This is a genomic window from Candidatus Blochmanniella camponoti, assembly GCF_023585825.1.
GTDB classification, from domain to species: Bacteria; Pseudomonadota; Gammaproteobacteria; order Enterobacterales; family Enterobacteriaceae; genus Blochmanniella; species Blochmanniella camponoti.
In genome coordinates this window covers 429,614-456,567 of the sequence record NZ_CP097751.1, presented here as the reverse complement: position 1 = coordinate 456,567, position 26,954 = coordinate 429,614, and the positions used below count along the sequence as shown (strand labels likewise).

Below are 26,954 nucleotides of genomic sequence, written 5' to 3'. Positions count from 1 at the left end.
TTATTCTATATAAAATAGTTTTATTTTTAATTAATCAGTAGCATTTTAATATACAATCATTTGATTGAGAATTGCTCAATGGAAACATATTTAGTAGGTGGCGCCGTACGAGACACATTACTAAAACTACCAGTTCAAGAAAAAGATTGGGTAGTAGTAGGATCTAGTCCTCAAGAAATGTTAAATATAGGATATGAACAAGTCGGAAAAGATTTTCCGGTATTCTTACACCCAGAAAGCCATGAAGAATATGCATTGGCACGTACTGAAAGAAAATCTGGCCGAGGATATACTGGGTTTACTTGTCATACAGCCCCTTCAATTACTATTGAAGAAGATCTGTATCGTAGAGATTTAACTATTAATGCTATGGCTTATGACTCACACGGAAATCTTGTAGATCCATATCACGGACAACGAGATATAGAATTACGACTGTTACGGCATGTTTCTCATACATTTTATGAAGACCCCCTACGAGTATTAAGAGTCGCTCGCTTTGCTGCGCGATTCGCACATATGAATTTTACTATAGCTTCAGAAACACTAATTTTAATGAAACAAATGATTCATGAATTACTATCTCTATCTCCAGAACGTATATGGACAGAAACAAAAAAAGCTTTGATTACAAATAATCCACAAGTATATTTTACAGTCTTACGGCATTGCGGAGCCTTAAAAATTTTATTTCCTGAATTAGATGCATTATTTGATATACCTACTTCAACCCAGTATTGCACAAAAATTAACACTGGTTGTTATACCATGACAACACTTTCCAAAGCTGCTTATTTAACAGATGATATCAATGTACGTTTTTCTGTTCTATGTCGTGATTTAGGAAAAGGAATCCCTCTCAATAAAAAAAACAAAGATATCAAACATCATGATCATAGAAAATTAGGGATTACTTTAATTCACGATTTATGCAATAGATTCAAAATACCACATGAAATTCGTAATTTTTCAAAAATTATTTTAGAATATCACGACTATTTATATAATGTAAAAATATTGAAACCTGAAATGCTAATGACCTTATTTCATGTTTTTGATTGTTGGCGCCGCCCAAGAAGAATAGATCAAATTATTTTGGTTGGTCAATCCGATACAATAAGATGGGAGAATTATAACAATTATTCTCGTAACCAAGAAAATTTGTTACGTACAGCCTTTACCGTTACTAAAAAAATTTCCACTGCAGACATTATTAAAGATGGATTCACCGGATCAAACATAAGTAAGGAATTATACGCCAGACGTTTACATGCTTTAAATTCATGGAAAAATAAACAAATATAAAAATATGTATATACAAAATTTCAAAAACACTATAAACAATCAAATAACTTAAAGCAAACACGCACAACTAAAAACAAACTACAAAAACATATAGTGGCTACTTTTAATGGTATTAAATTTATATACAAAAAAGTAATGCTTTTATATGAATCACAACAATACATTATCCTTATAACAGTAATTCTACTATTTAATACTCAAATACAAAGCGCATTAACCAATACCAATATCTAATAATTTTAAATTTTGATCAAACACATTAATGTAAATCATGTCATTAACCCCCAATAAATACCCCCTGCTAATAAAAATCGATATATAGCAAAAGGAATTAAAGAAACATTTTGAACTATTTTCAAAAAATATCTTACAGTAAATAATGCTATAAAAAATGCTATGGCACTACCCACTATCAATAACAAAGCATCCATGAAACCAATACAAGATCTATTATGATATAAGGTTAATACCGCAGAACCAAATATAATAGGCACCGCTAAAAAAAATGAAAACTCTGATGATATACGCCGATTAAGCCCAACTACTAATCCGCCCCCGATAGTAGCACCAGCACGAGAAAATCCCGGCCAAAAAGCTAAACATTGAAAACACCCTATTAAAAAAGCTTGCAAATAAGTTATACTATTGATATCTGATACACGTGGTTCTTTGGATACACATAATTCTCCAACTAATAAAAAAATTCCTCCAATTATCAATCCATACATAATATATGTTAACTCAAAAATCAATCCAATTTTTTCATAAAAAATCATACCTAACATTATTCCAGGAAACGTTCCTAAAAATATATGCCTAATACATAAATGATTGGTATCATCATGTTGTTTAAAAAACATTTTTTTTATACAAATCATACTCATACCATATAATTGATTCCAAAAAATTTTTGTTATAGACAAAATAGCACCTAATTGAATAATCACAGTAAAAGCTATGACCGAATCATCCATGCAATTTAAAACATTTTCTACTAATATCATATGCCCGGTTGAAGAAATAGGAAGAAATTCTGTCAAACCTTCTACTATTCCCAAGATCAATGAAACAGCTAATTTACGTACATTTAATATTAATGATCCAAAATCAATAACATAAACTATAATATTTAACGCAATATAAATCATTGACATATGCACTGCCAAGTTACTCACTCATAATATGTAGGAATAATTATACTTATTTAAAAATTTTTCTTATTTTACAAATACATCCATACACTTCTCAAGAAACTAACTCTTTTTTAAATACTTGAGAAGCATTTTATTCTTTCGTTCAACACATATACCAACATTAAAAGCATTATGAATTGCACCAGGTTTATTCACTTTTACACGAACCCAGTAAATACAAAATTTTTTTATTAATGTGTTTGCTATTAAATTCGCAACATCTTCTATTAAGTAAAAACGTTTCTGGCTCACTAAACTAAGTATGACTTGATTTACATGAGTATAATCAATATAAGGCACCATACTTTGATGATCTGCAAAAAATTCAGTATTACATGATAATTGCAAATCAAAAATTAATTTTTGCAAACAATTTTTTTCCCAATCATTTATACCGATATACGCCATGACTGTCAGTCGCTCGATAAATAAGATATCCGTCATATATTATATTCAATTACATAAAAAATTATTTATTTAAATGATATTGACTGTTTAATATACACACATATATATATAAAATATATGTAATAATTGTTATTTAATCTCAATGAATTAATTATTATGATTTTTTTTTCTATTCTAATAACGATATTTGCTTATTTTTTAGGGTCAGTATCTAGCGCTATTTTAATATGTAAAATATTACGTTTTCCAGACCCAAGAAATTTTGGCTCTAAAAATCCCGGTGCTACTAATATTTTACGCATCGCAGGTCTTAAAATTGCAATTAGTGTAATTTGTTTTGATATATTAAAAGGAGCAATTCCAATGTGGTTAGGATATCATTTAAAAATTTCACCTATTTTTTTAGGAGCCACGGCTGTTTTTTCCTGTCTGGGACACATGTATCCCATATTTTTTAAATTTTATGGAGGAAAAGGTGTAGCTACCGCATTTGGAGTCCTTACAACCATAGACCTTAATCTTTCCATAGTCATGATCAGTTCCTGGGCATTGACTGTGCTATCTTTTGGATATTCCTCACTGGGAGCCATCGTTACTGCGTTCATTATACCTTGTTATGCTTGGTATTTTCAATCTCAATATTTACTTCCAACAATCATAATATCTTCTTTAGTTGTAATAAAGCATGGAGCTAATATTAAACGATTATGGCATCACAAAGAAACCCGTATTTGGCGTAATTAACATAAAAATATTACTAATACGTAAATTATAATGATTTCTTTATTCGTGGAAGATCTTCTAATGACCAGCGTGGTCTTACTAAAATTGGTAAATCACTAAATAACCCAGCCTTTAGTCTAATTAATCCAGCGTAAGCCACCATTGCACCATTATCTGTACAAAACTCCGATCTAGGGTAAAACAAGCTTCCTTGTAAGGTATACATCATCTTCAAAAGATACGACCTTAACGCACGGTTAGCACTAACACCTCCGGATATCACTAAACATTTTAATCCAGTTTGATTCAAGGCACGGCGACATTTGATTGCTAATGTTTCAATAATTGCATCTTCAAACGCACGTGCAATATCAGCATAAGTTTGAGCATCATGAGAATTTGACATAATAGTATTTACCGTAAAAGTTTTTAATCCAGAAAAACTAAAATTCAAACCGGGGCGATCAGTCATAGGGCGAGGAAATACATAACGCTTCGAAATACCCTGCTGAGCCATTTTTGATAATAAAGCTCCTCCAGGATATTTCAATCCTAATAATATAGCAATCTTATCAAACACTTCTCCAACAGCATCATCAATAGATTCTCCTAATATTTTATATTCCCCTATATTGCTTGCAGACACAAGTTGAGTGTGTCCGCCAGATACTAATAATGCTATAAATGGAAAAGTAGGCACTTTTTTTTCTAACATTGGTGCTAATAAATGCGCTTCCATATGATGAATATCAATAGCGGGTATTTTCCAAGCATATGCAAGTGTTCTAGCAACAGTTGCTCCGACCAATAAAGCACCCATCAATCCAGGCCCAGCAGTGTATGCTATTCCATTGATATTTTTTGGCTTTAAACGAGCTCGATCTAATGTGCATAAAATTAAAGGAACTATTTTTCGTACATGATCACGCGCAGCTAATTCAGGAACAACCCCGCCATAATCAGCATGCAAATCATTTTGACTGTATATTTCATTAACTAATAATCCTTTATGTTGATCATAAATTGCTACACCTGTTTCATCACATGAAGTTTCAATACCTAAAACACGCATATAATACTCCATATTCGATTGACAATTACAAAATACTCACACTATTTATATTTCACGTCATAATATTTAATGTTATATTACAAAATAGTAAAAATATAGTTATTTATATAATATTAATAACAATAATCCTCAATCAAAATATTTAAATAATAGAGACAGATATATGCCAATAATTAAAGTGCGTGAAAACGAATCATTTGATGTAGCGTTGCGTCGTTTTAAAAGATCTTGTGAAAAATCAGGAATTTTATCTGAAGTACGTCGTAGAGAATTTTATGAAAAACCAACTACAGAACGTAAACGAGCCAAAGCATCGGCTATTAAACGTCATATAAAAAAACTATCTCGAGAAAATTTAAGACGTATTCGCTTGTATTAAATAAGCTTATGGTTTTTCATGTGCAGAAATTAAACAATAAAAACTTATTTTTCTAATTATAAAATACCAAAGCGCATTTAGTTACATATATGACATTTAATTATCCATGATGATAATAATTATGTTATCTGTTCTCAATAACATGAGCTAAGGAGAGACAATTACCCGAATCTCAAATACAGTAATTAATGAATTGATATCACGTACTAATATTGTTGATTTAATTAATCAACGCGTTCCTTTGAAAAGACAAGGAAACAATTTTGTAGCCTGTTGTCCATTTCATACTGAAAAACATCCATCATTTACTGTTAATATCGAAAAACAGTTCTATTATTGCTTCAGCTGTGGATCACATGGAAATGTGATAGATTTTTTGATGCATTATGATCGACTTACATTTATTGAAGCTATCAAAGAACTATCGATCATGCACGGCATCTCAATAGAGAAAAACCCAAACGTTTGTGAGCACAATAATTATCGAAAAAATAACTTATATCAGTTAATGAATAAATTATGCGCATACTATAAAAGTGTTTTAACCCAAAAAGAATATTTATACGCTTACAAATATTTGAAAAATCGCGGATTAAATACCAAAACCATTGATGATTTCAATATTGGATTTGCTCCGCCCAGATGGAATAATATAATACAAAAATTTAGTCTTACATTATACGATCAAAAACTACTTGACCAAGCAGGCATGTTAATTAGTAATAATACAAAAAAATATAAATATGATCGCTTTCGTGACCGATTGATGTTTCCTATACGAGATATAGCAGGAAGAATTGTGGCGTTCGGAGGTCGTGTTATTACTCAAAAAAAAATACCCAAGTATTTAAATTCACCAGATACCGAAATTTTCAAAAAAAGTCAGCATTTATACGGCTTATACGAAGCGCGTATGAAACACAAAAATCTCTCTTGCATACTTTTAGTAGAAGGTTATATTGATGTTATCACGTTAACGCAATTTGGCATTAATTATGCAGTTGCTGCTTTAGGAACTTCTACTACTGATAATCATATTCGATTGTTGTATAGTATTACTGATCAAATCATTTGTTGTTATGATGGCGATTATGCTGGCAAAAAAGCTGCTTGGCGTACATTAAATACCGCTCTACCGTATCTTACTGATGAACGTCAAATACATTTCGCATTTTTGCCTCATGGAGAAGATCCAGATACATTAATACGTAAAATAGGAAAAGACAACTTTTTAAAAAAGTTAACTCAAACACAAGATTTATCAAATTTTTTATTTGAAACATTATCAAAAAAAACAAATTTACAAACATTATCAGGTCGAGTTAAATTAAGTAGTCTGATATTACCTATACTAAAAAAAATTCCAGGGCAAACACTGAAATTATGTTTACTGCAACAATTAGGCAACAAAATAGGGATTCTAGATGATAATAAATTAAGTCAATTACTCACAAAAAAACCTATTACATATGCTAATAAAATAAACAGATGTTGTATAAATAACAACATAGGGCGTGTATTGGTAGGGTTATTAATACAAAATCCACGACTTTCTAAATTAGTACCAAGTGTACAAGGATTGGAACAATTGAAACAGGATGATATTGTAATGTTTATTGATTTAATTCAAATATGCAAAACATATCCAATATCAACTTCTGCGCAATTATTAGAACATTATCGTGGAAATAAATTTTTTTCAAAACTTGAATCACTAGCATATTGGAATCATTTAATTACAAATGATATGATAGAGATTACTTTTATTGATGCTTTGACCAGATTATATAATCTGACTCTTGAAAAACGCCAAGAGCTACTTATTGCTCATGATCGTACATTTGGTCTAACAACGCAAGAACGTCAAGAATTATGGTTATTAAATCAAACATTATCGAAACATTAATATAAAAATTACAAACTCTTTGGATTTAATGTCACTAATGAAAACAATCATGAAGATACCTCCTGAATGAAATTATTTTTGTAACAATTTACTAGATATCATCGATAGATGGGGCATTACACCACTATTAAACTTTTAAATATAAATATTATTTTGAAACGTGGGAGTATTTTATGGAACATAACCCACAATCACAACTTAAGTTACTCGTCACACTCGGGAAAGAACAAGGATACTTAACTTTTTCTGAAGTTAATGATCATTTGCCAGAAGACATCGTGGATCCTGGACAAATCGAAAATATAATCCAAATGATGAATGATATGGGTATTCAAGTCATGGAAGAAGCCCCTAATTCCGACGAGTTTTTATTAATCGAACACACTAATTCTACTAATGATGAAGAAGATGCAACAGAAGCAGCTGTGCAAGCATTGACTAACGTTGACTCAGAGTTAGGTAGGACAACTGATCCAGTACGAATGTATATGCGAGAAATGGGTACTGTAGAATTATTAACACGAGAAGGTGAAATAGATATTGCTAAAAGAATTGAAGACGGAATAAATCAAGTACAATGTTCAGTTTCTGAATATCCAGAAGCAATTACTTATCTTTTAGAACAATACAAACGCGTAGAAACTGGTGAAACACGCCTTTCAGATTTAATTACGGGTTTTGTAGATCCTGATATACATGAAAATATATCAATACACACAAACATCAATCACATAACTGCTGAAGTTACGACTGAATCAATATCTGATGACGATGAAGAAGAAAATAATGATGAAAATAACATTGATCCAGAAATAGCTTATATAAAATTTACAGCACTACGTGATCAGTATGAAATAACACGTAAAACGATTAAATATAATGGACGAAATCACGTTAAATCATCAAAAGAAATTTTGAAGCTCTCTGAAATATTTAAACAATTTAGATTAGTGCCAAAGCAATTTGATTATTTAGTTAACAATATGCGCTCTATGATGGAACGAGTACGTAAACAAGAACGATTAATTATGAAATTATGTGTCGAAATTAGTAAAATGCCAAAAAAAAATTTCATAGCGTTATTTTCAGGAAACCAAACCAATAAAACATGGTTTAATACGGCTTTATCTATGCACACATCATGGTCAGAAAAATTATATAAAGTTGATGAAGATGTACAAAATAGTTTATCAAAATTACATCAAATTGAAAAAGAAACAGGACTAACAATAGAACAAGTGAAAGATATTAATCGTCGTATGTCTATTGGAGAAGCTAAAGCTCGAAGAGCTAAAAAAGAAATGGTTGAAGCTAATCTTCGTTTAGTTATATCTATTGCCAAAAAATATACAAATAGAGGATTACAATTTTTAGATTTAATACAAGAAGGTAATATTGGTTTAATGAAAGCCGTAGATAAATTTGAGTATCGTCGTGGTTATAAATTTTCCACTTACGCTACTTGGTGGATTCGTCAAGCAATTACTAGATCGATAGCCGATCAAGCACGTACTATCCGAATCCCAGTTCATATGATAGAAACTATTAATAAACTTAACCGAGTTTCTCGACAAATGCTACAAGAAATAGGACATGAACCAACACCAGAAGAATTAGCAGAGCGTATGCTTATGTCAGAAGATAAAATTAGAAAAGTGTTAAAAATTGCTAAAGAACCTATTTCTATGGAAACTCCTGTAGGAGATGATGAAGATTCTCATCTTGGGGATTTTATTGAAGATACTAATCATGATTTACCTTTAGATTCAGCAACTTCAGATAATTTACGTACTGCTACTCACGATATACTTGCCGGATTGACTCCAAGAGAAGCTAAAGTATTGCGTATGCGATTTGGTATTGATATGAATACTGATCATACTCTAGAAGAAGTGGGTAAACAATTTGATGTAACTCGTGAACGTATTCGTCAAATAGAGGCAAAAGCTTTAAGAAAACTACGTCATCCTAGTCGATCTGAAATATTGCGAAGCTTTTTAGATGATTAAGTAAATATAATCTAAAAGCATGATTACTCGTTTCTTTATAATCATGATACCATATATAGTTTGATATATACATTATTCAATACATAACATCAAAAATAACAATTCTTTTTATTGTAAAATATGATATACATTATAATAATCAAAAACATCAATAAATAAAAATCATATAATGTAAAAAGATTAAAATTAATAAAAAATATTATATTATATATGTTATGTATTTTGATACATAATATTTTATTTAATAAATGAAACAAGTTATTATGTACATGAGATGAGATTATCAATATAATGTGAATGCTCTTTATGTCATCATGAAAGTCATCCAGGCCCCTTAGCTCAGATTGGTTAGAGCAGGCGACTCATAATCGCTTGGTCGCTGGTTCAAATCCAGCAGGGGCCATTCCTTATATTTTAAAGTATTTTAAAAAGAATCATTTATTCTTCAGTCAAAAATCTAACGTTTTATTATTAATAAACAAACACGTACCCAATAATACACATGGGCATTCTTGTTATCAAAAATATAAAATCTACATTTCTCTTATTATTGATGATAATTAATTTTTTATTACATATTATAATATATATGAAAAAATTCTAGTCGTTCTAAAAAAAAACCTAACACAATAAATATAAACACCCACAAAAACGAACTAATCCAATTGAATAATTGAAAACGAAAGGAACTTAATCCAGATATTCCTGCAATAATAGGTAAAACTGTTCGCACAAATGCTATAAAGCGACCAATAAAAAGAGCGGACAATCCATGCCTATGAATCATATAATTAGCTCTTTGATAAAATTTATTAGGTAACAGAGATAGCCAACGTTTTAAAATTTTGTTATTCTCCAAAAACTTACCTTGTAAATAACTCATCCAACTTCCTAAGCTTACAGCTATTGTTAAAATTCCTAAAGTAATAGTAAAGTTTAAAACACCTTTTGCGACCAATACTCCTAATATCACTAACAAACTATCTCCAGGTAAAAAAACAGCCGGAATAATAGCATTCTCCAAAAAAAGAATAAGAAATGCTAACGAATAAATAGCTAATGCTAATCTCACATTAGGAAAAAACATAATATTGTTTTGCCATAAAACTACGTTTAGTAATTCTTTTAAAATATTCATTACCTACTGAATTCCATAGCGCACAAAATATCTAATTATTTCAAATAAATATAATTTATATAAACAAATTTACCCTAATTAAATGACTTTTCCTTAAACAGTTTAAATATACTATTTCATTAGAATCTAAAAGAACACTCTAATTCCATTTCAAAATGAATAATTTCTAATTAATTACTATAATGCTTAATTTTTTTCGGAAAAATCGTTATAAAACAACCAATCTATAATTTTTTATAGCGCATATCAACAGATAATGTTGATATTTATTTATATCTTTTTATATAATAATGTATTATGATACATAATACATTATTATATTCTTATTAAATTTAGTTTTAAAACATATCTATCTAAAAAAAACAACAACCATTTCTCATAAAATATACTAAGATCAACAACTTATGAATTATTACATGTAATTTTACATTACCATCTAAATATAATTTTTGATAATCTTCTCTGCAGAAACATTATTTAAATATACAATATTAAAAATGTCTATTATTATGAATCATAATAACAACAACATACACGATTGATTATATTTAAAATATTTTAAAAGGAGTCAGCCGATAAGCCGGGTTCTGTCTCGGACAATCATTCATCTAAACTAGCATTCACACACTAGTTTCAGCAGCTTACCCAAGTTCAGTACGGACCATACTGTTGAACTTCTATTTAGCCTTGCTCCGAGTGGAGTTTACATAACACGAACTGTTACCAATTCGGATGGTGTGCTCTTACCACGCCTTTTCACCCTTACCCATATTATTTTCTATAACACATTGTAAAAATAATTATCGGCGGTTTTCTTTCTGTTGCACTTGTCGTAGATTGTATCCCCCAGGTGTTACCTGGCACTCTGCCCTATGGAGCCCGGACTTTCCTCCCCTTCATTTGTAATTACAGAAACTATATAATCGCTGTAAACACAAAAAAGCAGCGATTGTCTAGCTAACTCCTCGAAGTATTATAACCATTTTTTCTATGCTATGTCATCAATCAATGACATCTCATCGTTAATTTTATTTAATTTTTCATCTAGATACTTCTTATAAAGAATATTCTTTTTCACACCATATATGTATCCTGCTAAAATTGCAGCTCTTTTTACAGGTAATTCAGATGCTAATAATCGCATGACCTGAAGTATTTTTGGGGACAATTCATTCTTTTTCAAACAATTTCCTGCTACAACTAAAACTATTTCTCCCTGAATCCGGGAACGATCTTTTCGTACCCAAGATAATAATTGACCAACAGGAGCTCCATAAATAGATTCCCATATTTTAGTTAATTCTCGAGCTAACACAACATAACGATCTAACCCAAAAACACTAACCATATCTTTCAAAGTATCTATTATCCGATGTTTTACATCATAAAAAATTAACGTACGTGATTCTTCTGATAAATCTCGTAAACGATCTACGCGTAATTTATGTTTATGTGGTAAAAAACCTTCAAAACAAAAACGATCCGATGGTAAACCAGATCCACACAATGCAGTAATAGCAGCACATGGTCCAGGCAAAGGAATAACTCGAATTTTTAATTTCTGACAAGATTTCACTAAGCAATATCCTGGGTCATTAATCAATGGAGTACCCGCATCAGAAACCAAAGCAATACTCAATCCTCCTTGTAGCTTTGAGATTAACATTGGTATTCTTTTGTATTCATTGTATTGATGTAATATATATAAAGATGTATGAATAGAAAAAAAATCCAATAATATACGAGTACGACGTGTATCCTCTGCCGCAATACAATCTACTTGACGTAATACTGATAAAGCTCGACACGTAATGTCTTGTAAATTTCCAATAGGAGTCGGTACTATATACAATGCAGATACAAAATTGGGTATTGATGGCAGCATATTCTTCACATATCAACATCTACTACAATAGATCTCATACTTATAAAATAAACAAAAAATATCTCCACATTCTTTACTAAAAGCTTTAACATACTAATTTATCATTCTAATATGGAATTTTTATAAAAATACAAATAACTCACCCCATTATCTGTTGTAACTAAATTACACTACAAATATACCAGATAAATAGTATTAAATTTAATGAACTAATCTCATTTTTGTTGAAAAATTCTAATATATTTCTAGTTTGCAGCTTTCAAAATATATTTTTGATGTATTTGACAACATTAAATGACAACTATTTTTAATAATAACACAATTTTTCAACGAAATCCTCTATTAATATGGTATACTCTAAAAACAAATTATAAATATGATTAAACATTAAAAAGAATTTTTCAAAAATATTATAACTTTTACATATACTTTAATGATTATATTAGACTATGTCTATGACATAATTACTATTACTAGCTCTATATCTCAAAACAGTGTATTTAAAACAAATCTATTCACAAACCTGATAAAAACTAACATTAGTATTATATTTTCGGTTTCGAATACATGAGTGCGTGCACATGAATATTTCATGTCATATATCGCAGATATTATTAATTTTATTTTCTATATTAGCGTTGCAAGCTTGTTGTTCAGGTATGTTAACTATTGGAACTGCTGCATTTATAACTACAGCATGGAACGATCCTCGTACTATAGGCACGCAATTGGATGATAATATCTTAGAAAATCATATCGCTCATGCTCTTAAAAAAAACAAACATATTAAACAATCAACAAGAATAAAAAACACTGTATACCAAGGTAATGTGTTATTGACTGGACAAACTCCTTCTATGTCTTTCGCTGAAGAAGCGATAAAAATAGTAATGAAAATTAATGGAACAAAGAATATTTACAACGCAATTCGTCAAGATAAACCAATATGCATACAATCTATTCTTACAGATACTTGGATTAGTACTCAAATACGCTTAAACTTCTTCATAAAAAGCGATATACATGCTTCCAATATTAAAATAATTACAGAGAATAAAGAAGTATTCCTTTTGGGACAAGTTACTCACGAAGAAAGTAAATGCGCTGAAAAAACAGCACATGCAATAGCCGGAGTAAAAAATGTATTTACCGCTTTTTCCTATACTTCTTAAAATTTAGCGTAATTATAAGATCGTACATTATACTATCTACTATCATATCCTTAAAACTTTTTACATGAGCCTACACGTAGATAACACCTACAAATATTATATGTAAATATCTACTCTCATAATATTATTATTAGGTTTAGCCACCTTTTACTTTATTCCCATTCAATACTACATACAAAAATAATATTTTAATCCCTACTATATTTAATAATAGCTATTGTTCGCTAAGACTCAGAGATAAAATTATAAAACGACTTTAATTGAAGAACATATTACACAAAAAATTAATAAATATACTTAACTTATACATCTATAAGTTTGCTTGATTTTAAATGCACTTACAAATATACAACATAACTATACTTTTATCAATAAACTTCAAATCTTTTGAATTTTATATTGTGATTTCATTTACACCCATAATCAATTCTTGAGAATATATTTTAACAATCTAATAAAATATCTAATTTAAAAAAATAATGTCCTTGTGGAATAATAATACAATTATTAAATTTATTAAACTAATAATAGTTAAAATGATACACTATGAATAAACTCTCACTTCCTAAATACCAATTTATACAATAATTACATACAGTTACTACATATAATCAATGATAACAAAATACATAAATTCATACTAAATGAATATAATTCGTCTAATTAATTAAATAAAAATTAAAGATACCATTAAAAATTTTTGATAATATCACCCTATACATCAAATTAAATAAATATAAGCGATATTGTTGAGACTTCTCTATAAATTATATAAATCACATCTTTTATGATGAAAATGTGTCTTCTCCTTATATTTAAATTAAACTAATTCTAATTTTCACTAAAAACATCGTATATTGTCGCATCAAAAATAATTTCGTCTGTATGAACAAAACAATAGTTACTTGTTGTATCAAGTAAAATCACATGATTACCCATGTAACCCCTATTAAAAAACCATTATAAATTATATAATATATCTAAATAATGAAAATTTCATATAAAACAACAATTATAATAAAGGATGTATTATCCTGTGATAAACATATCCTTATTACTAATCGTTTTAAATTATTCTCAAATAAACATCGAAAAAGTATAGTATCCGCGATTTAACTAACTACTTTTTTGATCGAGATTCTTTTTTTCGTGTTTAATTATGAAAGTAGTTAGTTAAATCAGTGTAAATATTATGCCTATCTTTAAATTTGAGCTACAATCCTAAAAATAATGAATAAAAAAATAAAAATAGATTTCTACTAATCTTCTCTAAGAAATACGCATCTACCAATTGTAACCAATACTTGTTCAATGCACTCAAATTTTGATATAACGCAATAAAAATATAATGTCTCCACTTTAATCATCAACCACATCACACCCGTAAATTAATTACATCTAATACTTATTATAATTTTTTATTCTTGATAATAATTTTATACATAATTGTTGAGCTAATACCAGCTAATACATATGTTATAAAGCAAATATTAACGCTTAGAAAACTGAGGACGCCTTCGTGCTTTACGTAAACCCACCTTTTTTCTTTCTACTTCTCTAGAGTCCCTAGTAACTAACCCAACTGATCGCAATACACCCCGTAATTTCTCATCATACCGCAATAATGCACGTGCCATGCCATGACATATCGCGCCAGCCTGACCAGATATACCTCCTCCTTTTACAGTAATATATATATCTAATTTATCTAATAAATTAGTAATTTTCAAAGGCCTAATAATAATTGACTGTGTATTGTTTCTAGGAAAATATTGATCTAATGTACGTTTATTTATAATAACTCTTCCATTACTTATCCCAGACTTAATAAACACTCGAGCAGAAGCAGTTTTTCGTCGTCCAGTGCCATAATATTGATTTAAATTCATACTTTATTTTCCATCTCTTTTTCTTCATTAACAATCTATAAATTGAGGTTCTTGAGCAGCATGCGCATGTACATTTCCTGAATACACTCTAAGTCTGGAGTACATTATCCTACCTAAGGGGCCTTTAGGTAACATACCCTTTACTGCAATTTCAATCACCTTTTCAGGATATCTATTTATCATCCTTTTAAAATTTAATTGCTTAATACCTCCAATATATCCAGTATGATGATAATATATTTTATCATCACGTTTATGGCCACTTACAGATACCTCTTTTGCATTTAAAACAATAACATAATCTCCAATATCGACATGAGGAGTATATTCTATCTTATGCTTACCAATTAAATATCTAGAAATCATGGTAGATAAACGACCAAGTATTTTATTCTTAGCATCAATAATATGCCATGTTCTCCTAATTACATGTGATTTTGCCATAAAAGTTTTCATAAAGATAAAACCCAACTCAATATAAAAATTTAATCATATTGACTAAATATAAAGTAATTAATAAATATAAAATAAGATATCTGATTGATGTAAGGCGCGCGTACCGCTATTCAAATCAAATTTCTCTAACATCTTCGAATCTAAAATAAGTATACGTTAGTATTTACTTCATACAATATTCTTATTCTATAATATATAGATATCAATCAAAACAAATAATTGATATAACTAAAAGACGGTTTAGCATTATTTCATTTTTAAAATTAACCAAATATTTATTTTAAAAATATTACTAAAACCTCTATCTATTTACTTACTTCATAGCATTCTATACAAATACTTATTGATAAAGAAAATTAAGTAGAATAAAATTGTACTGAATAACGCGCATCTTAACTAATCGGTGATTGGATACTGATCACTTAAACTATTATACGATAACATATAAACATATGCAAAAAATTATATATCAATCAGTCAACATACAAAAAATAAACACATAAATAAAATAAATTTAGGAGTATTATCATGATATGGATATGTATATTCGCAAGCTTAATAATTGGAATTATTATAGGAGCATTTATAATGTATTATAAAGCACGCTATTTACTACATGATCAAAAAACTTTATATAACGAATTACAAAACAAAAAAATTAAACTAAATGAATACCAAAAAGAATTAAGTAATCACTTTATTTACACTATAAAATTATTAAACAAAATAGAAGATGATTACCGTCACCTATATCATAACGTCAAAAGAAGCGCTAATTTTTTTTTACCAAATACAGATATGCAAGATAACATACACACATTTAATACAAAAAAAACAACCATACAAAACGAACAATTACCAATAGAAGCGCCGTTAGATTACTCCAGTAATACGGAAAATACAATAAAAAATCATGATAATAAATAATAGAAACTTTTTTAGTTTATATAAATTATTCAGCGTCTTATTATACTATGCATAGTATAATAATCTGCAATATAGGCAATTCATCTGCCTAAATCTATTGTGGACATTAAAAGTTATCAAAAATACAATATAAATTCGAATTTTAGTCATTAAGACTCTATGAACATTTTTAAAAACAATATTATTCTTGATTATAATGTAACTAATTAAATTAATTACCTATGAAGATAACACATTTCCTAAAAATATTAAGTATATTATTCACATTGGGAATTTCATATGCTGAATCTTCTATAAATCATACAACATTTTCTACAGAAATGTCGGGACTCTTACCGAGTTTAGCGCCCATGTTAGATACAGTACTGCCAGCAGTAGTAAGCGTGCATGTTGAAGGTATTCAACCTGCGAGAAGACTTACACTGCCTAAAGAATTTAAATATTTTTTTGGACCAGATATCCCTGGAGGAAATTTTGGATCTAGACCATTCGAAGGACTAGGATCAGGAGTGATTATTAACGCTAACAAAGGCTACATTATTACCAATAACCATGTTGTCAATGGTGCAGATAAAATTAAAATACAACTTAATGATGGTCGCGAATTTAACGCTAAACTGGTAGGACATGATGAACAAACTGACTTAGCATTACTTCAATTATTAAAATTTAAAAATCTCTCTGAAATAAAAATGGCTGATTCTGATATTTTAAAAGTTGGTGATTTTGCTGTTGCGATTGGCAATCCTTTTGGATTAGGTCAAACAGCAACTTCTGGTATTATATCAGCATTAGGAAGAAGTGGTTTAAACCTTGAAGGATTAGAAAATTTTATACAAACTGATGCCTCCATAAATAGAGGAAATTCTGGAGGGGCTCTAGTAAACTTACATGGAGAATTAATTGGAATTAATACTGCTATTTTAGCGCCTGGAGGAGGAAATATTGGTATTGGTTTTGCTATTCCTAGCAACATTGTGAAAAATTTAAGCCAACAATTAATTGAATTTGGAGAAGTAAAACGAGGTCAATTAGGAATAAAAGGCACAGAATTGACCGCTGATATTGCTAAAGCACTTAATATTGATGCGCAACGCGGTGCATTTGTTAGCGAGGTACTACCGGGTACTGCAGCCGCTAAAGCAAATATTAAAGCGGGGGATATTATTGTATCCATAGAAGGAAAACCAATAAAAAATTTTGCAGAATTAAGGGTGAAAATAGGTACTACTACTCCAGGTAAAATTATAAAACTAGGATTATTACGAGATGGAAAAATACAAACAGTGTCAGTTCTATTAGATGATAGCACCTCTGTGAGTACCAGCGAGGAAATGTTAACTCCAGCATTACAAGGAGCTTCTCTCAGTAATGGATATTTAAAAGATGGAACAAAAGGAGTGCAGGTTGAAGACGTAGTAAAAGATTCTCCAGCTTACTCTATTGGTCTACAAAAAGGCGACATAATTGTCGGACTAAATCGTACGAAAGTACACAATTTATCTCAATTACGTAAAATTTTAAACGAAAAACCATCAGTTATAGCGCTTAATATTATGCGTGGAGATACAAATATATTCTTACTACTTCGTTAATTTTTACCCTATTTTAAACCACGACACAGCTAAAAAATAATAATAATAATAAACTTATACTTCATGAAATCATTTCAATGAAAAATTAATATTTCAACACATTAAAAATTAAATATCATAAATATATGAATAATTCTAGTTAGTATTTTAAAAATTATCATAAATCGTATTTTTAATACATATCAAAATAAATTATGATTATTTGGTATAATTAATTAACTAAGAAATATATCTTCTGAGAATATCACTGGAAATCATCGCAATTAAAAATTATTACATACATGATAACAAGGTTATTTATTAGTAACTCGTTTTATATGAGCTCCCATATTTTTTAACTTTTTCTCAATATGATCATATCCTCGATCAATATGATATACACAATCCACTATTGTCAATCCTTCAGCAATACAACCAGCTAATACTAGACTTGCAGAAGCCCGCAAGTCCGTTGCCATGACTTGAGTGCCAGTTAATGAGTCAACACCATGACAAACAATCATATTGTTTAATATTTTAATACGAGCTCCCATACGAACAAGTTCTGGTACGTGCATAAACCTATTTTCAAATATAGTTTCTATAATTTTTCCCGTTCCTTTGGAGACTATATTTAATAAAGTAAACTGTGCTTGCATATCAGTAGGAAACCCTGGATATGGATTAGTACATACAGTAACAGCTTTAGGTCTTTTCCCATGCATGTTCAAACCGATCCAATCTTTACCCATATTAATATCAGCTCCAGATTCACGTAATTTTTTTATCACAAAACGTAACGTATCCGGACGAGACCCCAAACATACTACATTTGTACGTGAAACAGCGGCAGCAACTAAAAAGGTACCAGTTTCAATGCGATCTGGCATAATTGAATACTTTCCCCCTCCTAATTTTTGAGCCCCTTCGATAGTAATTCTATTACTTCCAGCTCCATTAATGTTAGTCCCTAACATAATAAGAAAATTAGCAGTATCAACAATCTCTGGTTCGCGAGCAGCGTTATCAATTATAGTAACTCCCTCTGCTAATGCAGCAGCACTCATGATAGTAACCGTAGCTCCAACACTAATTTTATCCATAATAATATGAGCACCATGCAATCGTCCATTCACAGAAGCTGTAACATACTCTTCTTCTAAGATAATTGTTGCCCCCAACTGCTCTAAACCGTTAACATGTAAATCTACTGATCTTTTCCCAATTGAACATCCTCCAGGTAGCCAAATTTTACCTTCTCCAAACCGTGCTACTAATGGTCCTAATGCCCAAATGGAAGCACGCATGGATTTAACTAGATCATAAGATGCACAGCACGTGTTGACACTGCTAGTATCTACAAAAACTACATCGCAATGATCCACTTTTGCTCCAAGTTGTGTTAACAATTTTATGGTAACATCAATATCTTTTAATTTAGGCACATTAAAAATTTCTACCGGTTCTTCCGTTAATAACGTAGCAAACAAAATTGGTAATGCAGAATTTTTAGCACCTGATATACTCACTTCACCACTTAAAGGAGTAGGACCATGAATATAAAATCTATCCACTGTCATGACCTAATATTAATCATTATAATTAATTCATATTAATTAAAAACTACTTCATACACCGCACAATCCACACTTTTTATTCCATTCCTTAGGATTAAATGCTTGAATAGATATTGAATGAATTTCATTATTTAATATATACTTCATAAGAGGAGCATATATAATTTTATGTCGTTCTAATTCAGTCATGCCATCATGAAAAATATGACTTATAGCAATAATTTGATAATTATTCTCACACAAAGAGACATATGCTTTATCTAATATCAAATCTTTTAATAAAATACTTTTAATCTCATCCACGTTCATAATTTTCACCATTTGAATAATTATAATAACAGCGAAACGCAGAATTATGTTCTTATATTTTTATGCCATAGAATTATTATTCTACTGTTATTTTTATTGCACAACATCGATCATTTATATTTCATATTGTACTTAAACAATAAATTATTTAAACTAAAATAACTAATATAAATTAATTAATTAATTAATTGCTGTTCTCACTTTTTCTGAGAAATAAATTACAATATAAAATATTCACAAAATAACCAAAAAATATCAATAATTTCCGTTATTAAACAGAATATTTTTATATAATTGACTATATATGCATAAATATGAAAAACTGTATATTTCTAAAAAATAGAAACATACAACAATCTCCTTTCAGCTATAAATAAAAATGATTATATATCTCATTCCTTCAATATCAGTATTTGCTGCTAAAATATTTATCTAAATATAAAAAATAAATAAGATCTAATTTTATTTTTTAGCATAAATACTATAAATAACTATTCTTTTTAAGATATATATTATTGTATCTATTGGCTATAATGTTCTATACTGAAAAGGTTTTATTTTAATTATTAATTAAAGCATAATAACATATCTCAAGAAAACATATACTTAAATATATCAAAATCAATTATAATCCTTTTTAATCAGGACAATTATACTCATTTACAATAAAAATAAAAAATTGATTATTTATATAATCTATTATACAATATATCGGTGTGGAAGTATCAACTTCTCTTAAATAGAAGACATTAATAATCAGCAGCATCTATACAACTTAAAAAATTATTTTTTATTTATAATAAATATGAGATCTGTTCTATTTGTAATTGCCCAATACAAATACACGTATTCTTATGATTTCAATACCAAAAATAAAAATAATAAAAATTATGATTAATATCATTTACTATGATAGTCATACTACTTTAGTGTACAATCAATTATTATTTAATTCACACTGATATTATTGGTCGCTAATTTAAACTGATGTCGCCTATATCTTAATAAATTTTAAATAATGAAAATGAAATAATATTCACATATTGATACTTAATAAACATTAAATGTTGTAATGAATCAATTCAATAAACCTCGAATAAATAGCACTTTGCTTATATTTTTCAATACACTACATACAATCAATCAACAGCTATAATTAATAATTTCTCATATTATCTATCTATGATAGATAATATCTTTAATTATTTTAGGGTATGCATATTTTTAATTATTAATATCATCGAAAATAATAATAATTAAACAAAAATTTTAATAATTCTTTAATCATCACTATCGATCAACAAATAACATTGGATAATCTAATTACTAACATAAATGTAATTTTATGCCTATAATTAAATATCCTTAAATGAAAATTTTCTTAAAAAATTCAAATACCTTTCAATTTTCAATTTTATTAAAGATCAAATTCTTTTTTAATTTTGAAAAATCATAATAATAATAATTTTTATTTAAATACACTCTAAATAAATACTTATTTTTCAACAAATCACATAGCGCTTATATCTCTATTTATAATGCAACTATCAATCATTTCATCTATTATTAATAATCTATTATTTTTAAAATTTATACTCTACATTTTAACTATGCAATCATCATAAACAATAATTTAATTTTAAAAATAATATTTTTCTATAAAAACAAAAAATTAAAATATACCCATCCACTTAATGGGATAAGGTATAATATATAATTTATTTAATATTTTTATTGAAATATCAAAAATTCATTAAGTGATCACTGATACTGTATCTACCACATTAATGAATAAATAACAACAAATCTTTAACATAAATAATCATTAAAAATGATGATAAATTAACCTTATATAAAGATTATACATCGTATGTTTTTAGTGGTAAAATACTCTTGGCTACTTCATATTTTCACATAAAAATAATTATTTTTATGATACAAATTATTTTTTGTATCATTTTCTATTAAAAATATTTTGATTTTTTTAATGGAAAATGATATTATATGTATAATGCTTCATTAAAAGTATGTATCAAAAAATTGAGAATCTATTTTCTATGTATAAATAATATATGATATGAATTATGATTTTCATTAATAAATCTATTTAAAAATAAATTCGGTTTTTTATTTAATTGCTTATTAAATAATTATAATTTTATGTAAATTGACAGTAATTTGTTTACATTAAAATTCATTAATTGACTAGCAATTGTTCACATTAAATATATTCATATATAATGAACACTATTTACGCAACTTAGCAATGATACTTAACATGCACGATCTTGTTATAGATGAAGCCTTGAAAATACACAATGTCCCTCAGATATGTATATCACGAAAACAAAATTATATAATATTATATGCCAGCAATATTAATATGGAGTATTAACAACCGTATTATGATGTATATCATAATACAATTTTCTTATGCATTATCTTGTCAAAGATAATCTAAAAATATTTATATATTATATATCTTAAATGTCTGGTTATTTTAATATATATTTCACGCAAAAAAAAGTTAAAACTAACAATCATTACAATAATATTAAATCATAACCATCTCTCCAAGAATATCTTTTGTCGTTTAAAAATAAAAATTATTAAATTACAATCATTAAATATGAGATCCCCCATAATGTTTTATGTCTCAAAATCACTGAAAAAAAATAAAAAATACACTTTTATTTCAATTTTATTAATATTGATAATAATTTTTCTATCTTTTATTATAAAAAAATCATTAATCATGTTTAATACATCATTACACCCATTAACTCAAAATGATATATGTACTCATCAAGGAAACGATGTAACAATTAACGTATATAGTAAAACAGGACAACTTAAATTTAAATTGACAGCGCACTGCATTCAACATTTTTCAAATCAAAGAATTACTTGGTTCATATGTCCTAGCATTATAGCTTTTGACGACAAAAATATCCCAAAATGGAAAATTATAGCAAATCAAGCCAAATTAAGTTGCGAAGAAACATTGCACCTATACGGATATGTATATATCAATAATTTAGTACATGATGGATACTTTCAATCCATTATTACAAACCAAGCGACAATTAACTTAATAACTCAAGATATTATGTCAAACGAAAAAGTAATTATACATGGTCATTATTTTTATTCTGTTGGGATGAAAATGCATGCCAATTTACATACACAAACAGCAAAATTATTTGATAACGCACAAACTTGTTATGAAATCCAACACATGTGGTAAATACAAAATAATGCTTACTTATATCAATATACTTTTAACATTTACATACTCTCATACTTTAGCGCATAAAAAATCACAAATACTTCAAGTATATTCTGAATATCAATCAATTAATATGTTGACTAATACAATAATTTTTACAGATCGAGTTATACTTAAATATAAAAACATTGATCTTTATGCAGATAAGATATTAATCTCTCATACAGAAGATACACATCATCTGTCCATGATAGAAGCGCACGGAAATCCTGTTACTTTAAATCAAATACAAAAAATGGGTAATATGATATTTGCTCAATCATCAATAATACATTACAATACCAGCGATGATACTATTACTCTGATTGGTAATGTTTATATAAAACAAGCAGGAAATTCTATAAAAAGTGATAAGATCATTTACTCAATAAAAAATAAACAAATAAAAGCCATTTCCAACCAAGGAAATAAAGTTATAACAATTTTATCAAAAAAATCCACCTAAAAAATAGATTTAACATATACTATATCATTAGTTATAGTTTAATTTCATGACAACACTGACTATAAAAAATCTATCCAAAATTTATAAGGGACGGTATGTAGTTAACAATATAAGCTTATACATAACTTCTGGAGAAATTGTTGGATTATTGGGCCCAAATGGATCGGGAAAAACTACAACATTTTATATGATATTGGGAATTGTTCAACACAATTCCGGTAGTATTTCAATTGGTGAAAAAGATATTAGCATGTTGCCAATTTATCGTAGAGCTCGATTAGGAATAGGCTATTTGCCTCAAGAAAGCTCGATTTTTCGTCGATTAACTGTATTTGATAATTTAATGGCTATATTGCAAACTCGACGTAATCTTAATACAAAAAAACGTAATAAACTTATTATAGAATTAATGAATAATTTTCATATCAGTCATTTAAAAAATAATATTGGACAGACGTTGTCTGGAGGAGAACGAAAACGTGTAGAAATTGCACGAGCATTGGCTGCTAATCCTAAATTTATATTACTTGACGAGCCGTTTTCTGGAGTAGATCCAATTTCAATAACAGATATACAAAAAATTATTCAACAACTTAAATCCCGAAAACTTGGAGTACTAATAACCGATCATAATGTAAGAGAAACATTGCGTATATGTGAGCGAGCATATATAGTTAATCAAGGACAATCAATTGCTCATGGATCTCCTAATGAGATATTAAATAATAAACACGTACAACAAGTATACTTAGGAGATATATTTAAGCTATAATACATGATATAAAATCATATTTATATATAATATAATCGACCAAACAATTTTAACAATTTAAAACTCAAAAACCATTCCGAAAAATTGAAAAAATAATTTTTATATATTATATATAGCATATAAATTAATCTATAAATAATCAAATCTAACATTCTGCATCAAAGTGAATATGAAATTACTAATAACAGATACTTTATATGTCATATAATAAAAATATGGGTATTATCAACTAGATGATTAGAACTCAAAAGCAACTTTTAAACGGGAATATTATACTAATTTGTAGTAATCAGTCAAATCAATTACAAATTGATAATGTTTTAAATATGAAATGTATTTATGTTTTTAATAAATTAATACCGATTTAACTAGAATATTTATCTTGTTTATAAATATAGCCGATAATATTCTAATTTCACTCAAAACTAATTATTGTTATTATTGCCCTGAATCTTCTTAAATCAATATTTAAATTTCTTTAGACCTTCCAAATACCTATTTAAATGGCAATCAAGACATATTGATATCTATACATAACATGGCATAGATTAATGTTAATATATATTCTACAGGTATTATTATATATATAACCCGATCATTTATATCTAAAATTATATCTTTAAAGCACACCCAATTCCTCATTAGGTATAAGAAAGAATTTAATTAAATAAACAGAAAAAATTTTATTTTCTGTTATATACAGAAAATAAAATACCTTTATTTCTACCAAACAACACCGAAATTAAAAAAATTATACTACCACATAACACTATAGTCGGGCCTGCAGGCAAAAACATATAAAATGATCCAATCAACCCTATCCACGAGCAAAAAAAAGCAATAAATACCGATAACAACAGCATATGTATTAAACTTTTAACCCAACACCGAGCTGATAACCCAGGTAACATCATTAAACCAACAGACATTAAAGTACCAGTCACTTGAAAACTTGCTACTAAATTTAACATAACTATTGATAAAAAAAATATTTGAATACATCTCGATGCTTCAATATTATTGTCTCTTAAAAAATCTGGATCAAATGTTTCAATAATTAAAGCTCTATAAAATAATGCGATAGTAAGTAAAGTTATAGTACTAATGATCCCAATACATTCTAAATTTAATAAATTTACAGATAAAATAGATCCAAATAACAAATCCAACAAATCTACATTAGGACCATGTAACGACATTAATACAACTCCAAATGCCAAAGACCCAAGATAGAGTCCAGCAAAACTAGCATCTTGTTGCAACAATGTTTTTTCGCTAATCCAAGTAGATAATATCGCGACCATTAAACCGGAAATAAATCCCCCTATACTCATTATCATAAATGACATTCCTGAAAAAAAATATCCTATCGCTACGCCCGGTAATATAGAATGAGATAACACATCTCCCACTAAACTCATACGCCTCAACATTAAAAAATTACCTATTGGTGTTATGCTGATAGATAATACACAACAAGCAACTATAGCTCTTCGCATATATCCACAGTTAATAAAAGGATCAAATAACATATGAATCATCATAAAAACTTTTTCTTTCTCCAAAATAAATATTTATATATACATGGGATGTATATAATCACTTCACAATACTATAAAATTTAATTTTATACATTTATATGGATGGATTCCAAATACTACGAGAACAAGTTAACAACAATGTATTAGGAAAATATTCAGTTACGAATTCATTATTATGTAGTGCAGCAATCACAGTACACCCACGTCTACATAATAAATTTACAGCACGTATCATTATTTTACAAGTATTTATATCAATTCCTTGAAATGGTTCATCAAGTAAAATTAATGATGCTTGCTGAGCCAATATTCTAGCAAATAACATACGTTGTACTTGCCCTCCTGATAAAGTTTCTATATATTGATTTAATACATCTAATAATTTTACCTGACATAAAGAACGCCAAATTACTGCTCTTTGATTTTGATTCAGTCTTTTTAATAAATTTATTCTTGGCCAACAACCCATAGATACTACGTCGAATACGGTTAATGGAAAATGGGGATCTATAGTGCTGTTCTGAGGTAAATAACCCATACGAGGTCTACCTTTTTTTCCAAATTCTAAACGACCGGAAACTGGAGGCAACAAACCAGCTAATGTTTTTAATAAAGTAGATTTTCCTATTCCGTTAGGTCCTATGATAGCAATCATGCTACCATACTTAATTCGACCGCTTACGGATGGGCCAACATTGCGACCACAGTAACCCGCTATTAAGTTATATAATGTCATCATAGTTGTACATGCATTATTCATGGCAACAAAGAAGACCAAAGAATGGCAGCCCACGAACATAACAATACAACCAGTACTATGAGCATACGAACCAAACCTGAAGCAAGAAACAATTTCATACCAATAGACAAACGTTGTTTAGAGTGATATGACAACGATAAATTTCCTTAATAATTTAGTTATGTTATAACATAACATTCATGAAACAACACACCGACCATTTTTATCACTACAAAAAGACAAATT

Annotated in this window: 23 protein-coding genes, 1 tRNA gene and 1 other RNA gene; 12 read left to right on the top strand and 13 right to left on the bottom strand. The window is 28.4% G+C overall.

What is annotated here, in order from left to right:
- The first annotated feature begins 78 nt into the window (after positions 1 to 78).
- Positions 79 to 1,305, top strand: a complete 1,227-nt coding sequence (locus M9394_RS01905; protein WP_250247058.1) for a tRNA CCA-pyrophosphorylase — start codon at positions 79 to 81, stop codon at positions 1,303 to 1,305.
- A gap of 269 nt (positions 1,306 to 1,574) precedes the next feature.
- Here M9394_RS01905 and uppP read toward each other — a convergent pair whose 3' ends face one another.
- Together uppP and M9394_RS01895 are read right to left on the bottom strand one after the other, a co-directional pair.
- Positions 1,575 to 2,459: an undecaprenyl-diphosphatase UppP gene (gene uppP / locus M9394_RS01900; RefSeq protein ID WP_250249796.1), complete on the bottom strand. Its 885-nt coding sequence runs from the start codon at positions 2,457 to 2,459 to the stop codon at positions 1,575 to 1,577.
- Positions 2,460 to 2,558: 99 nt separating this feature from the next.
- Positions 2,559 to 2,942 (bottom strand): dihydroneopterin aldolase, encoded by a 384-nt coding sequence (locus M9394_RS01895; RefSeq protein ID WP_250249795.1) that lies wholly within the window; start codon positions 2,940 to 2,942, stop codon positions 2,559 to 2,561.
- Between the two features lie 120 nt (positions 2,943 to 3,062).
- Here M9394_RS01895 and plsY point away from each other — a divergent pair, with 120 nt between their 5' ends.
- Entirely contained in the window at positions 3,063 to 3,650 is a 588-nt protein-coding gene (plsY, locus tag M9394_RS01890; protein WP_250249793.1) for a glycerol-3-phosphate 1-O-acyltransferase PlsY, read from the top strand.
- A gap of 25 nt (positions 3,651 to 3,675) precedes the next feature.
- On the opposite strand, the gene tsaD is transcribed toward plsY, so the two are convergent.
- The gene (gene tsaD, locus M9394_RS01885) at positions 3,676 to 4,701 is read right to left on the bottom strand and encodes a tRNA (adenosine(37)-N6)-threonylcarbamoyltransferase complex transferase subunit TsaD (protein WP_250247066.1); all 1,026 of its coding nucleotides are present in this window, start codon (positions 4,699 to 4,701) and stop codon (positions 3,676 to 3,678) included.
- 163 nt (positions 4,702 to 4,864) lie between these two features.
- On the opposite strand from tsaD, the gene rpsU reads away from it, so the two are divergent.
- The 4 genes from rpsU to M9394_RS01865 all read left to right on the top strand — a co-directional run bounded on the left by rpsU (position 4,865) and on the right by M9394_RS01865 (position 9,398).
- Positions 4,865 to 5,080 carry a 30S ribosomal protein S21 gene (gene rpsU, locus M9394_RS01880; protein WP_011282611.1) on the top strand — a complete coding sequence of 72 codons (216 nt, stop codon included), beginning with the start codon at positions 4,865 to 4,867 and terminating at the stop codon, positions 5,078 to 5,080.
- A gap of 160 nt (positions 5,081 to 5,240) precedes the next feature.
- A complete protein-coding gene (gene dnaG, locus M9394_RS01875; protein WP_250250245.1) occupies positions 5,241 to 6,986 on the top strand; it encodes a DNA primase in 1,746 nt (581 codons plus the stop codon).
- Between the two features lie 173 nt (positions 6,987 to 7,159).
- Positions 7,160 to 8,995: an RNA polymerase sigma factor RpoD gene (gene rpoD / locus M9394_RS01870; protein ID WP_250247067.1), complete on the top strand. Its 1,836-nt coding sequence runs from the start codon at positions 7,160 to 7,162 to the stop codon at positions 8,993 to 8,995.
- 328 nt (positions 8,996 to 9,323) lie between these two features.
- Positions 9,324 to 9,398, top strand: a tRNA-Ile gene (locus tag M9394_RS01865).
- 168 nt (positions 9,399 to 9,566) lie between these two features.
- Here M9394_RS01865 and M9394_RS01860 read toward each other — a convergent pair.
- From M9394_RS01860 to rsmI, 3 genes are all read right to left on the bottom strand, one after another.
- Positions 9,567 to 10,133, bottom strand: coding sequence for a DedA family protein (locus M9394_RS01860; protein WP_250247068.1), 567 nt, complete (start codon positions 10,131 to 10,133; stop codon positions 9,567 to 9,569).
- Between the two features lie 560 nt (positions 10,134 to 10,693).
- Positions 10,694 to 11,098, bottom strand: an RNA gene (rnpB, locus tag M9394_RS01855) — RNase P RNA component class A.
- A 23-nt stretch (positions 11,099 to 11,121) separates the two neighbouring features.
- Complete coding sequence (rsmI, locus tag M9394_RS01850) at positions 11,122 to 12,018, bottom strand: 16S rRNA (cytidine(1402)-2'-O)-methyltransferase (RefSeq protein WP_250250243.1); 897 nt, start codon at positions 12,016 to 12,018, stop codon at positions 11,122 to 11,124.
- A gap of 581 nt (positions 12,019 to 12,599) precedes the next feature.
- Here rsmI and dolP point away from each other — a divergent pair.
- A complete protein-coding gene (dolP, locus tag M9394_RS01845; protein ID WP_250247069.1) occupies positions 12,600 to 13,190 on the top strand; it encodes a division/outer membrane stress-associated lipid-binding lipoprotein in 591 nt (196 codons plus the stop codon).
- 1,490 nt (positions 13,191 to 14,680) lie between these two features.
- Here the strand turns inward: dolP and rpsI are convergent.
- Entirely contained in the window at positions 14,681 to 15,079 is a 399-nt protein-coding gene (gene rpsI / locus M9394_RS01840) for a 30S ribosomal protein S9 (protein ID WP_250247071.1), read from the bottom strand.
- A 27-nt stretch (positions 15,080 to 15,106) separates the two neighbouring features.
- Positions 15,107 to 15,535, bottom strand: coding sequence for a 50S ribosomal protein L13 (gene rplM, locus M9394_RS01835; protein ID WP_250249791.1), 429 nt, complete (start codon positions 15,533 to 15,535; stop codon positions 15,107 to 15,109).
- 528 nt (positions 15,536 to 16,063) lie between these two features.
- Between rplM and M9394_RS01830 the strand changes: the two genes are divergently transcribed.
- Together M9394_RS01830 and M9394_RS01825 are read left to right on the top strand one after the other, a co-directional pair.
- Positions 16,064 to 16,462 (top strand): Z-ring associated ZapG family protein, encoded by a 399-nt coding sequence (locus tag M9394_RS01830; RefSeq protein WP_250247075.1) that lies wholly within the window; start codon positions 16,064 to 16,066, stop codon positions 16,460 to 16,462.
- Between the two features lie 221 nt (positions 16,463 to 16,683).
- Positions 16,684 to 18,057 (top strand): Do family serine endopeptidase, encoded by a 1,374-nt coding sequence (locus M9394_RS01825; protein ID WP_250247077.1) that lies wholly within the window; start codon positions 16,684 to 16,686, stop codon positions 18,055 to 18,057.
- A gap of 293 nt (positions 18,058 to 18,350) precedes the next feature.
- On the opposite strand, the gene murA is transcribed toward M9394_RS01825, so the two are convergent.
- Both murA and M9394_RS01815 read right to left on the bottom strand, forming a co-directional pair.
- Positions 18,351 to 19,616, bottom strand: coding sequence for a UDP-N-acetylglucosamine 1-carboxyvinyltransferase (gene murA / locus M9394_RS01820; protein ID WP_420022146.1), 1,266 nt, complete (start codon positions 19,614 to 19,616; stop codon positions 18,351 to 18,353).
- 48 nt (positions 19,617 to 19,664) lie between these two features.
- Complete coding sequence (locus tag M9394_RS01815) at positions 19,665 to 19,922, bottom strand: BolA family protein (RefSeq protein WP_250247080.1); 258 nt, start codon at positions 19,920 to 19,922, stop codon at positions 19,665 to 19,667.
- A 2,629-nt stretch (positions 19,923 to 22,551) separates the two neighbouring features.
- Between M9394_RS01815 and lptC the strand changes: the two genes are divergently transcribed.
- The 3 genes from lptC to lptB are packed head-to-tail and all read left to right on the top strand — an operon-like array spanning position 22,552 to position 24,428.
- Positions 22,552 to 23,169, top strand: a complete 618-nt coding sequence (gene lptC, locus M9394_RS01810; protein ID WP_320411727.1) for an LPS export ABC transporter periplasmic protein LptC — start codon at positions 22,552 to 22,554, stop codon at positions 23,167 to 23,169.
- Complete coding sequence (gene lptA / locus M9394_RS01805) at positions 23,147 to 23,656, top strand: lipopolysaccharide transport periplasmic protein LptA (protein ID WP_250249787.1); 510 nt, start codon at positions 23,147 to 23,149, stop codon at positions 23,654 to 23,656. The genes lptC and lptA overlap by 23 nt, the downstream gene beginning before the upstream one ends.
- A 46-nt stretch (positions 23,657 to 23,702) precedes the next feature.
- Positions 23,703 to 24,428 carry an LPS export ABC transporter ATP-binding protein gene (lptB, locus tag M9394_RS01800; RefSeq protein WP_250247085.1) on the top strand — a complete coding sequence of 242 codons (726 nt, stop codon included), beginning with the start codon at positions 23,703 to 23,705 and terminating at the stop codon, positions 24,426 to 24,428.
- Positions 24,429 to 25,111: 683 nt separating this feature from the next.
- Here the strand turns inward: lptB and M9394_RS01795 are convergent.
- The 3 genes from M9394_RS01795 to M9394_RS01785 all read right to left on the bottom strand — a co-directional run bounded on the left by M9394_RS01795 (position 25,112) and on the right by M9394_RS01785 (position 26,863).
- The gene (locus M9394_RS01795; RefSeq protein ID WP_250248100.1) at positions 25,112 to 25,972 is read right to left on the bottom strand and encodes a metal ABC transporter permease; all 861 of its coding nucleotides are present in this window, start codon (positions 25,970 to 25,972) and stop codon (positions 25,112 to 25,114) included.
- Between the two features lie 91 nt (positions 25,973 to 26,063).
- Positions 26,064 to 26,708 (bottom strand): metal ABC transporter ATP-binding protein, encoded by a 645-nt coding sequence (locus M9394_RS01790; protein WP_420022156.1) that lies wholly within the window; start codon positions 26,706 to 26,708, stop codon positions 26,064 to 26,066.
- A gap of 17 nt (positions 26,709 to 26,725) precedes the next feature.
- Positions 26,726 to 26,863 carry a hypothetical protein gene (locus M9394_RS01785; RefSeq protein WP_250247088.1) on the bottom strand — a complete coding sequence of 46 codons (138 nt, stop codon included), beginning with the start codon at positions 26,861 to 26,863 and terminating at the stop codon, positions 26,726 to 26,728.
- Positions 26,864 to 26,954 lie beyond the last annotated feature (91 nt).

Coding starts and splice junctions, on each gene's coding strand:
- murA (WP_420022146.1), bottom strand. CDS start 19,616: ATGACAGTGGATAGATTTTATATTCATGGTCCTACTCCTTTAAGTGGT.
- M9394_RS01795 (WP_250248100.1), bottom strand. CDS start 25,972: ATGATGATTCATATGTTATTTGATCCTTTTATTAACTGTGGATATATG.
- lptB (WP_250247085.1), top strand. CDS start 23,703: ATGACAACACTGACTATAAAAAATCTATCCAAAATTTATAAGGGACGG.
- M9394_RS01830 (WP_250247075.1), top strand. CDS start 16,064: ATGATATGGATATGTATATTCGCAAGCTTAATAATTGGAATTATTATA.
- tsaD (WP_250247066.1), bottom strand. CDS start 4,701: ATGCGTGTTTTAGGTATTGAAACTTCATGTGATGAAACAGGTGTAGCA.
- rplM (WP_250249791.1), bottom strand. CDS start 15,535: ATGAAAACTTTTATGGCAAAATCACATGTAATTAGGAGAACATGGCAT.
- lptA (WP_250249787.1), top strand. CDS start 23,147: ATGAAATCCAACACATGTGGTAAATACAAAATAATGCTTACTTATATC.
- lptC (WP_320411727.1), top strand. CDS start 22,552: ATGAGATCCCCCATAATGTTTTATGTCTCAAAATCACTGAAAAAAAAT.
- M9394_RS01895 (WP_250249795.1), bottom strand. CDS start 2,942: ATGACGGATATCTTATTTATCGAGCGACTGACAGTCATGGCGTATATC.
- M9394_RS01860 (WP_250247068.1), bottom strand. CDS start 10,133: ATGAATATTTTAAAAGAATTACTAAACGTAGTTTTATGGCAAAACAAT.
- plsY (WP_250249793.1), top strand. CDS start 3,063: ATGATTTTTTTTTCTATTCTAATAACGATATTTGCTTATTTTTTAGGG.
- rsmI (WP_250250243.1), bottom strand. CDS start 12,018: ATGCTGCCATCAATACCCAATTTTGTATCTGCATTGTATATAGTACCG.
- M9394_RS01905 (WP_250247058.1), top strand. CDS start 79: ATGGAAACATATTTAGTAGGTGGCGCCGTACGAGACACATTACTAAAA.
- rpsI (WP_250247071.1), bottom strand. CDS start 15,079: ATGAATTTAAATCAATATTATGGCACTGGACGACGAAAAACTGCTTCT.
- M9394_RS01815 (WP_250247080.1), bottom strand. CDS start 19,922: ATGAACGTGGATGAGATTAAAAGTATTTTATTAAAAGATTTGATATTA.
- dolP (WP_250247069.1), top strand. CDS start 12,600: ATGAATATTTCATGTCATATATCGCAGATATTATTAATTTTATTTTCT.
- rpsU (WP_011282611.1), top strand. CDS start 4,865: ATGCCAATAATTAAAGTGCGTGAAAACGAATCATTTGATGTAGCGTTG.
- uppP (WP_250249796.1), bottom strand. CDS start 2,459: ATGTCAATGATTTATATTGCGTTAAATATTATAGTTTATGTTATTGAT.
- M9394_RS01825 (WP_250247077.1), top strand. CDS start 16,684: ATGAAGATAACACATTTCCTAAAAATATTAAGTATATTATTCACATTG.
- rpoD (WP_250247067.1), top strand. CDS start 7,160: ATGGAACATAACCCACAATCACAACTTAAGTTACTCGTCACACTCGGG.
- M9394_RS01790 (WP_420022156.1), bottom strand. CDS start 26,708: ATGATGACATTATATAACTTAATAGCGGGTTACTGTGGTCGCAATGTT.